This is a genomic window from Streptomyces prasinopilosus (assembly GCF_001419695.1).
GTDB classification, from domain to species: Bacteria; Actinomycetota; Actinomycetes; order Streptomycetales; family Streptomycetaceae; genus Streptomyces; species Streptomyces prasinopilosus.
The window spans coordinates 1-8,434 of sequence record NZ_LIRG01000045.1 but is presented as its reverse complement, the minus strand read 5'-3'; the positions used below and the strand labels follow the sequence as shown (position 1 = coordinate 8,434).

Below are 8,434 nucleotides of genomic sequence, written 5' to 3'. Positions count from 1 at the left end.
ACGCCGCCGAGACCGCCCTGAAGGCGGCCGGCTGGGAGACCGTCGGGGACTGGGACGCCGTCGACACCGGCTACACCATCCGGGTTCGCCGCATCTGACCCGTCGCCCCCCTTTCCCCCGGGCTCGCCTCCGGCACTGCCGCGGGCGGGCCCGCCCNNCAAAGGGGGCGGGCCCGCCCCCTTTGGAGCCCTCATGAGCGAGAACACCTACACCGACCCGCCCGGCATGCCCGACGACGAGCGGATGACGCCGGCGGAACTCCGCGTCGTCCGCGAGTACCTGGGCCTCAGCCCGGAGTGGCTCGCCGCCCACCTGAACGTGTCCGGGCGGACCGTCCGCCACTGGGAGCAGGGCAAGTACGCCATCCCCGACGGGGTCCGCTTGGAGATAGAAGACCTTGAGCGGCGTACCGGGGAGTTCGTGTCCGGGATCGTCGACGCGCTGATGGACCTGCCCGACCCGGCGGTGATCACGTATCGGGACGATGCCGAGTACCGGGCCGCGCACCCTGATGCCGAGTTCCCCGCGTCCTGGCATCGGGCGGTCGTCGCCCGCGTCGCGCAGGAGGTGCCGGCCCTGGCCATCGCCTACCCGGACGTGGCCACCGCTGGTGCGCTGGTCCAGGCCGCGCGGCAGGGGGTGCGACGGTGACCTGCAAGGCGCTGATGTCGTCGTGCGGCGCCCTCTACGGTCTGGCACGGAAGTAGGTCCGGCCCGCGTCACACGATGAAGCCCCCGCGTAAAGGCGGGGGCTTCATCGTGTTTGGGTTTGACGTGCGACCGCCCCGCTCCACGGGGGGAGAGCGGGGCGGAAGACCCAGCGCTCGCCCGGCTGTACGGCCGGCGACCTCCCGGGTGCCACGGTCTCCCGCGGCAGACGAGCGAGCGCCGTCTCAGGATGGCACGCCGGTTTCGATGATGTCGCGGATACGGCTGGAGGCGTCACGCTTGGCCTCCCGGGCCGCGTCGTGCATGCCGGGCAGGGTGGCCTCCAGCTCAAGGTCGGGAGCAAGTTCACGGACACGCTCGAGGACGGCTAGGAGCTGGTCCCGGGTCGGCTTCATGTGCGGCTGCCACCACTGGGGCGGTTCGACCGTGAGAGGCACGCTGACGACTCTGATGGCGGCCTTCTCGCCGCGCTCGTCGACCTGGATGTAGCCGTCTGGGTGGCGGTCGAAGACCTCGCAGCGAAGGACGCGCCCGGTGGGCCCGTCGTCGATGGTCATGTCAGCGTCTTGGGGGACATCGCTGGGGTTGATGCCGTTGGCGGTGAGCCAGGCGCAGACGGCCTTGCGGCGGTCGCCGTCGGGGTACTTGGCCATCAGGCACCGCCTTGGGTGGGCGGGTTGAGGGCTTCGTCCCAGATGAAGTCGCAGCGGGCGCAGCGGCGCTCCAGCCGCTCGGGGAAGTCTGAGTTCCACGGGAGTTCGCTGTCTGTGCGTGGTTCGGCTTTCACCTTGTGTTCGGTGTACGCCTGGTCGTAGCTGCACTTGGGGCAGGCCGTCTCGTTGCCGGAGAACGGCGGCAGGGGCTCGGGGGAAGGTGTCATGCGTCTACGGTCCCGCGTTTCCGGGCGGACGTTCCCCCCGGTCATGGGGGAGGCCCGGCAGTGTGCTGGGGGCACGACTGCCGGGCCGGTCTCGGGTCGGGGCGGGTCAGCCCCAGGCGGTGTCCGCGGAGGCCGTGGACGGCCCGTCAGAGCCTTCGTCGTCGCCCTGTGCGCTGCCGGCGGGTTCGGTGCCCCAGCCGGTGTCGTGTGCGGGGGCGGGTGCTCCCCATCCGGTGTCGGGGGGTGCGGCGCTGTCGGTGGTGACGGCCGCGGTGAGGGCGGCGGCGGTGAGGGACAGGCCGGCGAGGAGGTGCCGTAGTGGCGTGCGCATAGGGCGGTCCTTTCTTCAGTTAGGGGTGTGGGCACGATAGCGGGGCGCCTGACCCGAATTCTCGTTCCTCCGGTCCTGCTGCGAACCCCTTTGCCCGTCAACGTTGTTACCTGGCAGTAGACGTTTTTGGGTGTGGGGAGGATGCGGGGGTACGAGCGTCGGGGGACGCCCCACGGCAAATCTGCCCTACGCTGATTGCATCCTCAACATTGTGGTGGTGCGGGTTTCCGCAGTGCGGGTTTCCGCATTTGATCTTTCTGTTTCCGCGGGGGAATCAAAGCCTTGGCCATAACCGATGCGCAAAGTAGCGGCGGGTTTCTGTCGAACAACGCGCTCGCCCTGTACGCGGCCTGCGCACGCCGCGACATCCACACGATCACGGACCTGATCGCCCATCACCCCGACGCCGAAACGGAACTCCTCACCTGGGGCCTCATCTCCGGCCCCCACACGCCCGGCGGCCCGCCGCCCGCGGTCCGCGACCCCAAGGGAGCGTTGCAGCACCGCACGGACCAGGTCCTCGCCGAAGCCGAACGGCACGTCGCCATGTTGCAGGCGATCCCCGACTTATCGGCGCAGCTCACCCACGCCTACCAGGCGGTGCAGATACGTTCCGGCGGCTCCAGCGTCTACCTGGACGACCCGGACACGGTCAACTCCCGCCTCCAGGACGTCGTCGGATCCGCCCGGCGGGAGATCCTGGCCGCGCAACCGGGCGGCCCGCGCTCCCCGGACCTCCTCGAACTCGCCGTGTCCCGGGACGGGGCGGCCCTGGACCGGGGGGTGGAGCTGCGCACCATCTACCGGGACACGGTGCGGGACCACCCGGTGACCGCCCGGTACGCGCGGACCATGTCGACACGGGCGACGGGCCGGCCCGCGCAGTACCGGACGCTGGAAAGCGCCTTCGAACGGATGATCGTCGTGGATCGGGAGCAGGCGTTCCTCTCCGACCACATCACGCCGGGCGGGCCCGCGCATGCGGCGTGGCTGGTGACCGATCCGGCGGTGGTGGCGGTGCTGGCCCGGGTGTTCGAGGCGACGTGGATGCGGGCCCGGCCGTGGGCGGGACAACTCCGCGCGCGGCGCGGGGATGTGCGGGACACGCTGGGCGCGCGGGGCGGGGCCGGCGTGGAGGGGGTACGGACGTCGCGGTCCCAGCGGGAGATCATGCGGCACCTGTGCTCGGGGTTCTCGCAGCCGACGATCGCCCGCCGGTTCGGGGTGTCGGAACGGAAGCTGGAGAAGGAGATCGCCGTCCTGAAGGGCCTGTGGGGGGTGTCGACGATGAACGAGCTGATCTATCACTGGGCGCAGTCGGTGGACTGCCGGGTCGACGACAGCGCCCCCGCGGGCGAGCCGGCGGGGGAAGCGGCGGCGTAGCCTGGCATGCGAGTGCCCCCGCCTGATTTCCCCAGGCGGGGGCGCTTCCGTGTGCGTGGGTCAGACTCGGGGGAGCACGATCCGTCCGTCTTCGAGGAGGCGGCGCCAGAAGGTGCCTTCGGACTCGTGGGCGACGCGGGTGGCTTCGACGGGGTCTTCGGTGGTCAGGATGGGCTCCCAGTCGTTGGAGCTGGGGGTACTACGTACCGTCCCGTCGACCTGGTACGTGGCCATGGTCGGTGTCCTCACGTCTCGGTGGTGGTGTGGTGGTGGGCGTCGCGGTGTGCCCCGCAGGCCTGCCCGAACAGATCAGCCCGGCAGGGCCCGGGGCCTTCGTAGACGTGATGCCCGATCGTGGCAACGGGAATGGTCTCCTGGCCGGGCAGCGGCGCGGGGACGGGGAGGGCGAGACGCTCCTCGATGGTCTCGATCCGGGCGGGCACCCGGCGCCGCGCTGTACGGCTCGTCACGCGTCCTCCAGCCCGCCGCCAATGACCAGCCGAAGTCGTGCTCGCGTAGGCATCGGGTCACTGCCGGGGACGGGCCAGTTGTCGGCCACGACGCCGTACGCCTTCGGCGGTTCCCAGTGGCGGTCGTAGTGCCACACGGCGGCCTCCTTGTACAGACGCGCCCACGACGCCTCCTGTCCCTCTCCGTCGGCCAGCAGGTATGAGGTGACCAGGCCGCCAGCGTTGGGGATTGGTTCGGGTCCGGGGCTGGAAAGACGCTGGGTGCGGAGGTCTCGGCCCCACGGTTCGTGACGCCGGCAGTACCAGACCGCTGTCCTCCAGCCGGTTTCCTGATCCACGGTGTAGTCGTGGCCTACGGCGTGCTGTCCACACAGGCCGGCCCGTCGGATCATCGGTGCGGCGCACGTCCGCTGTTCCCAGCCGTCGCGCTTGTCCTCGTAGCGGGGACGGTCGGCGTAGACGAGGTCTGCAAGGCGGGACTGCCTGGTGGGGGAGTTTTTGTCGAGGATCGCCGAGGCGCGCTTCCTCCAGTTGATGAAGTTGCCGTCGCTGTCGTAGCGGTTGGGGTCGCGTACAGCGAGCCAGGCGAGAAGGAGGATCAGTTCACGGGCTTCGGGGGTCATCCGCTGGTCTTGATAGACGCGGGCCACGAGGGCGTCGTAGCCGTCGCTGCCGCTGCCGCCGCCCTTCCTCTTGCGCTTTCGTGCGGGCGTGGCCTGGACGTGCGCGAGGTGCAGTGCTGCTCCCACGGTCAGGCCTCCCCGTGTGACGGGCGGTCGAACAGGGACTGAAGGGACCGGCGCTCCGCGACGCGCTGCCGGTGCTTCCACAGCTTCCAGGCGAGCGTGAGCAGGTCGGCCGCCAGGATCAGCGCCCAGAACGGGAGCATGAAGCCAGCAGCCAGGCGGGAGCCGACGGCTATGACGACGATGGCCGCGGTGGATGTGAGGCCGACGAGGAACGTGAGCCAGGCCTGCCAGTGGAGCGGGGTCTGGTCGTCTTCGGGGGTGCGGGTGATGATGCCGACGAGCGTGTGGAGAATGACGCCGACGACCAGGGCCATGATGAGCGGGGTCACGTCGTGGGCTCCTTCGGCTGATCGGTGATCGGGGCGAGGAGGGCGCGCATCTCGCGCACGTACTTCACGCGGTGCTCGTTCCACCCGTGCTTGGCCGCGATCTCCTCAAGGGCGTCGTCGTCCCAGCCGATCAGGACGCCCCACAGGTAGGCGTCGTGCCGGTCAGCGGTCCAGTCCCGGGTCTCTCCGACGGCGACCCGCATGTAGTTCTGCACGGCGACCACGGCCCGTCCCACGCCGCCGAGGGTGTGCCGGTGCCAGTCCCACGCCTTGAACATGGCCTGCGCGGCCTCACGGGTCTCCGCGCGGTCATGCTCGGTGTCCTCAAGCTGGTCGTACAGCTCGTTGAGGGCCGCTTCGGTGAACTCGTCCAGGGGCTGCCGACCGGTCTTCTCGGCGAGCGTGACCGGTGGGGTGAGCTGTCCGGCGGCAAGGAGGAGGTGTTCCTCCCACAGGGGGCGCAGGAGACCGCCGTAGGTCTGGGGGCGGGACATCCAGCCACAGGCGCAGACGGCCATCCAGCGGCCGTTGGGGACGTCCACGGTGCGGGGGAGGTGCTGGGTGACGATGTCGACGTGGTCGGGGCAGACAGAGCCGTGGGAGGGGCCGCGGGTGACCTGGTGCCAGCCGTCGCCGGACCAGGACGGTCGGGCCGGCTTCCGGCCGTTCATGCGGGCGGTCATGTCGAACTCGCGGAGGCAGCCGGGGTACAGGCAGTTGCGGAGGGACGGGGCGTTGACGACGGATTCGCGGATGGCGTCGGCGATGGCTTGTTCGGGGGTGGTTCCTTGGTTGGCTGCGTCGGTGAGGCTGATGAGCCCGAGGAGGCGGTCCCAGGCTGTCGACTGCTCGGTCACGTGGTGGGCTCCTTGCTCTCAAGGGTGTCCAGGGTCGGGCAGGGGTGGGGGATGTACGCCACCCACTCCTCGTCCCGGGGGCCCGTACGGCGGCGTACCGAGCACTCCCGGCACCAGGTGCGCCCCATGTGCTGAACGGGCGCGTGGAGGTCCGTGAGGCGCTTCTTCGCGTCCTGCCAGGTGCCGGCGCAGACGTGGAGGGCCTCGGCGGCGAGGAGCCGGCAGTGGCGGATCGTCTTGAGGATGGCGACCATGTCGACCTCCTCCAGCGGCCGGTCCAGGGCGGACCAGGCGACGAACTCGACGCTGTCGTCCGGGTAGGCCTGGTCGGCGAGGTCCTTGCGGGCGCGTTCGGCTTCCTTCTGCCAGGCGGCGGCGAGTTTCTCCATGGCGGCCAGGCGCTGCTCGATGCCGACGAGCTTGGCGCGTCCGGATCGGGTGGCGGCTTTCGTGGCGACGAGTTCGTCTTCTTCGGCCCATTCGATGAGGACGGGCCAGGGCATGTCGGGGGAGGCTTTGACGACGCGGGCGAGTTCGCTGCGCCAGTGCTCCAGTTCCTCCTCGGGCGTCCGCTCCTGGCCGGTCACGGGTACACCTCACTGAGCAGGCTGTCCCAGTACTCGTCTTCGCAAGCCTGCTCGTGCTCCTCGAACGCCTCGAGGGTGCAGCCCTCCACGGTGCACGGCCATGGGTCGACGAGGCGTTCCGGCTGGCCTTCCTGGTCGGGATGGTCGGGATCGAGCTCGGTGATCTTCTTGCCGTGCGGGCAGTACGTGCCATGCGCTTCCTGCTGCTCAATGACGCGGTCCTGGCATTCGGGGGCAGGGCAGTTCTCGATGAGGCCCTTGTGCGCGGTGGGCGCGCCGGTCTGGTCGTAGCCGTCGTGGGTGACGTTGATGGTCACGGGCTGGTCCTCTCGGGGTTGGCCAGGCGCAGCACCGCGTCTGCGTGGCAGGGGAGCGACTCCGAGCACCAGCAGATAAGGTCCCGGCCGGCGAGGTCGCGGCGGATCCGCTCCAGAAGCGTCGGGTGGGCGTGGACCCACGTCTCGTACAGCTCCACGGCGAGGGCGTGGGCGTCGCGCTGGTCGTTGGCGGGGACGAAGTCGTTCAGGCCGAGGGGGCGGTGCTGGTGGGCGTGGCCGGCCCATTGGACGGCCCAGCCGGTGCCGGTGTTGGTGCGGACGACGGCCCAGGGGTTACCGAAGGGGGTTCCGCGGCCGACGTAGGCGGCGCCTTCGGAGGCCTTCCACCCACGGGTGCGCTTCCGTTGGATACGGGTCGGCATCATGCCTCCGTCATGGCCGGGTCGCCGTTGGGCTCCCCGGGGTCGACCTCGGGGTGGGTGAAGCGGATCGGCTTGCCCAGGGATCGGGCGTAGGCGATCTCCGCGGTGGTGCTGTCGCCGATGTAGTCCCCGACCACCAGAACCTCGTCCGCGAGGCGGATCTTCGCGCGGTGCAGGTCGTCCAGCCGCACCTTCAGCGCCTCGGCCTCCATCGGGTCGGCCCACAGGGGGTGGGGCTCCTTCATGTTGCAGCCCGGCTTGACGACGATGTGCCCGGCGGCGGTCTCTACCCGGTCGGCGTCGGCCATCTGGTCCATGAAGCGGGTAGAGCCGCAGATGGCGACGATGCGGGGGATGTTCAGGCGGGTCTTGGCGTCGGTGAGCTTCTCTTCGGCGGTGAGGAGCTGCGGGTAGGTCATCGGTTCTCCTGGTCGTGGCGGTGGGCGTTGGGGTGAACCCAGTCGACGGTTATGAGGTAGGCCCAGGCGATGACGGCGGCGGCGATGAGCGGGCCGGCCAGCGGGGCGGGTATGTCCACGGGCGGCATCAGGCGTCCTGCTGCGCTTCGATGCCGAGGATGTGTACCGGGTCCATCGGCGGGAGCTTCGGCGGCCCGGGCTCGGCGGGCTGCATCTCGTCGGCCAGGCGGCTCGGGCCCGGGTTGTCGTCGGTGAGCGCGGCGCCGACCTCGTACAGCAGGCGTGCGGCTTCGGGGCCGATCTCACGCTCGTCGCGCCAGACGCGGAGCACACCGAGGGCGCGCTGTACGGCGTCGGCGGCGATGCGATCGCGGAGGGCGGTCTGGTCGGCGGTGGGCTGGGCCATGGTGGGCTCCCGGGTGTTGGGGGCGTAGATGTCAGGTTGCCGTGGTTTGGGGCGCGGCTTCCCCCGGCCCGGATGCGGGCGTGCGGGGCGGTTCAGGCGAGCTGCTGCTGGCGGGTCTCGGCGTCGACTTCGACGGCGCCGCCGTGCTCGTCGATGAGGGCGCGGACGTCTGCCGGCGGCACGTCGAGGAACAGGCGGCCCTTGGCGAGCTCGGGGTCGCCGGACAGGAACAGTTCGGCCGTGTCCTCGGGGTGGTCCCAGTCGGCGTCGAGGCCGGGGTGGAGGAACACCTCGTCGTACAGGTCGGTGCCGGACTGGTTGGAGGTGGTGATGCGGTGGCCGTCGGTGAGGGTGATGAGGCGGTCGCCCGGTTCGGGGGTCTCGGTGATCGAGGTGGCGCGCACGCAGTCCAGGACGGTGACGTCGTTGCCGTCGGTCAGTCGGAAGCGTGCGGTGCCGAAGACCGGGTCGTCGCAGTTGAGGCAGGTGCAGGGGTGTGCGCGGTAGGTGTCGTGCAGGGTGGTGATGCTGCCGTGGTAGCGGACGAGGGTGCCGGGGGTCCAGGCGATGGTCGGGTTGAGCACGGTGGGCCTTCCGGCAGGGGTGGTTGGAATGAGTTCACCGTACCGTTTCATGCATGGCAATGCAATGCAT

At 70.3% G+C, this 8,434-nt stretch carries 17 protein-coding genes; 2 read left to right on the top strand and 15 right to left on the bottom strand.

The window, feature by feature from the left end; translation table 11 throughout:
* Nucleotides 1-192 precede the first annotated feature (192 nt).
* Complete coding sequence (locus AOK18_RS02990) at nt 193-651, top strand: Aca2/YdiL-like domain-containing protein (protein ID WP_055693246.1); 459 nt, start codon at nt 193-195, stop codon at nt 649-651.
* Between the two features lie 242 nt (nt 652-893).
* Here the strand turns inward: AOK18_RS02990 and AOK18_RS02985 are convergent, their stop codons facing one another.
* The 3 genes from AOK18_RS02985 to AOK18_RS31680 form a co-directional block, all read right to left on the bottom strand.
* Complete coding sequence (locus AOK18_RS02985) at nt 894-1,322, bottom strand: hypothetical protein (protein ID WP_055693245.1); 429 nt, start codon at nt 1,320-1,322, stop codon at nt 894-896.
* Nucleotides 1,322-1,549: a hypothetical protein gene (locus AOK18_RS31685; protein ID WP_055693244.1), complete on the bottom strand. Its 228-nt coding sequence runs from the start codon at nt 1,547-1,549 to the stop codon at nt 1,322-1,324. The genes AOK18_RS02985 and AOK18_RS31685 overlap by 1 nt, the downstream gene beginning before the upstream one ends.
* Before the next feature lie 106 nt (nt 1,550-1,655).
* The gene (locus AOK18_RS31680; protein WP_055693243.1) at nt 1,656-1,880 is read right to left on the bottom strand and encodes a hypothetical protein; all 225 of its coding nucleotides are present in this window, start codon (nt 1,878-1,880) and stop codon (nt 1,656-1,658) included.
* 282 nt (nt 1,881-2,162) lie between these two features.
* On the opposite strand from AOK18_RS31680, the gene AOK18_RS02970 reads away from it, so the two are divergent.
* On the top strand, nt 2,163-3,263 hold the full coding sequence (locus AOK18_RS02970) for a phospholipase D-like domain-containing protein (RefSeq protein ID WP_055693242.1): 1,101 nt from the start codon (nt 2,163-2,165) through the stop codon (nt 3,261-3,263).
* 60 nt (nt 3,264-3,323) lie between these two features.
* On the opposite strand, the gene AOK18_RS32805 is transcribed toward AOK18_RS02970, so the two are convergent.
* The 12 genes from AOK18_RS32805 to AOK18_RS02920 form a co-directional block, all read right to left on the bottom strand.
* Nucleotides 3,324-3,497, bottom strand: coding sequence for a hypothetical protein (locus tag AOK18_RS32805; protein ID WP_157865007.1), 174 nt, complete (start codon nt 3,495-3,497; stop codon nt 3,324-3,326).
* 11 nt (nt 3,498-3,508) lie between these two features.
* The gene (locus tag AOK18_RS02965) at nt 3,509-3,733 is read right to left on the bottom strand and encodes a hypothetical protein (RefSeq protein ID WP_157865006.1); all 225 of its coding nucleotides are present in this window, start codon (nt 3,731-3,733) and stop codon (nt 3,509-3,511) included.
* The gene (locus tag AOK18_RS02960) at nt 3,730-4,482 is read right to left on the bottom strand and encodes a hypothetical protein (protein WP_055693240.1); all 753 of its coding nucleotides are present in this window, start codon (nt 4,480-4,482) and stop codon (nt 3,730-3,732) included. The genes AOK18_RS02965 and AOK18_RS02960 overlap by 4 nt, the downstream gene beginning before the upstream one ends.
* A gap of 2 nt (nt 4,483-4,484) precedes the next feature.
* Nucleotides 4,485-4,811: a hypothetical protein gene (locus tag AOK18_RS02955; RefSeq protein WP_055693239.1), complete on the bottom strand. Its 327-nt coding sequence runs from the start codon at nt 4,809-4,811 to the stop codon at nt 4,485-4,487.
* A complete protein-coding gene (locus AOK18_RS02950) occupies nt 4,808-5,668 on the bottom strand; it encodes a hypothetical protein (RefSeq protein WP_055693238.1) in 861 nt (286 codons plus the stop codon). The genes AOK18_RS02955 and AOK18_RS02950 overlap by 4 nt, the downstream gene beginning before the upstream one ends.
* Entirely contained in the window at nt 5,665-6,255 is a 591-nt protein-coding gene (locus tag AOK18_RS02945; RefSeq protein WP_055693237.1) for a hypothetical protein, read from the bottom strand. Before AOK18_RS02945 ends, AOK18_RS02950 begins: the two co-directional genes overlap by 4 nt.
* On the bottom strand, nt 6,252-6,572 hold the full coding sequence (locus AOK18_RS02940) for a hypothetical protein (RefSeq protein ID WP_055693236.1): 321 nt from the start codon (nt 6,570-6,572) through the stop codon (nt 6,252-6,254). Before AOK18_RS02940 ends, AOK18_RS02945 begins: the two co-directional genes overlap by 4 nt.
* Complete coding sequence (locus AOK18_RS02935) at nt 6,569-6,958, bottom strand: DUF4326 domain-containing protein (protein WP_206281495.1); 390 nt, start codon at nt 6,956-6,958, stop codon at nt 6,569-6,571. The genes AOK18_RS02940 and AOK18_RS02935 overlap by 4 nt, the downstream gene beginning before the upstream one ends.
* The gene (locus AOK18_RS02930) at nt 6,955-7,374 is read right to left on the bottom strand and encodes a hypothetical protein (protein WP_055693234.1); all 420 of its coding nucleotides are present in this window, start codon (nt 7,372-7,374) and stop codon (nt 6,955-6,957) included. The genes AOK18_RS02935 and AOK18_RS02930 overlap by 4 nt, the downstream gene beginning before the upstream one ends.
* Nucleotides 7,371-7,493: a hypothetical protein gene (locus AOK18_RS35070; protein WP_276205332.1), complete on the bottom strand. Its 123-nt coding sequence runs from the start codon at nt 7,491-7,493 to the stop codon at nt 7,371-7,373. The genes AOK18_RS02930 and AOK18_RS35070 overlap by 4 nt, the downstream gene beginning before the upstream one ends.
* A gap of 8 nt (nt 7,494-7,501) precedes the next feature.
* Entirely contained in the window at nt 7,502-7,780 is a 279-nt protein-coding gene (locus tag AOK18_RS02925; protein WP_055693233.1) for a hypothetical protein, read from the bottom strand.
* 92 nt (nt 7,781-7,872) lie between these two features.
* Complete coding sequence (locus AOK18_RS02920) at nt 7,873-8,364, bottom strand: hypothetical protein (protein WP_055693232.1); 492 nt, start codon at nt 8,362-8,364, stop codon at nt 7,873-7,875.
* Nucleotides 8,365-8,434 lie beyond the last annotated feature (70 nt).